The 340-nt window shown below is 52.9% G+C and carries 1 protein-coding gene; it reads right to left on the reverse strand.

Features of this window, described 5'->3' with window-relative positions; all coding sequences use genetic code 11:
• Positions 1-49: 49 nt before the first annotated feature.
• Positions 50-340, reverse strand: a 291-nt coding sequence (locus J4G38_RS28480; protein WP_226164229.1) for a hypothetical protein, incomplete at its 5' end; no start/stop codon positions are given.

The raw sequence follows: 340 nt of genomic DNA on the forward strand, positions 1-340 counted from the left end.
CACTTGCACTTGGATCACCAGAGTAAGAAAACGACATCATTACACCTCCTTAGTGTGGTTTAACTACAACGGCTGCCTTAGCCACTGTTGTAGGCTTGACAGGGGGAACAGGCTCCTTTGGAGCTTCAGGTTCCTTTGGAGCTTCAGGCTCCTTTGGAGCTTCAGGCTCCTTTGGAGCTTCGGGGAGCTTCAGGTCAACGCCGTGGCGTTCCTTGAAGTACTTCTTATACTTATCGAGATCCTGCTCGTGGACCTGGATAATGTGGCCGGTGCCGACCCGAGACTTGTAACGCTTAATGGTGGCCGGCTCAACAATAGAGCCGGGCACCATCATAGCGCC

Origin of the sequence: Hymenobacter terricola, from assembly GCF_017921975.2 — a bacterium.
Taxonomy (GTDB): Bacteria; Bacteroidota; Bacteroidia; order Cytophagales; family Hymenobacteraceae; genus Hymenobacter; species Hymenobacter terricola.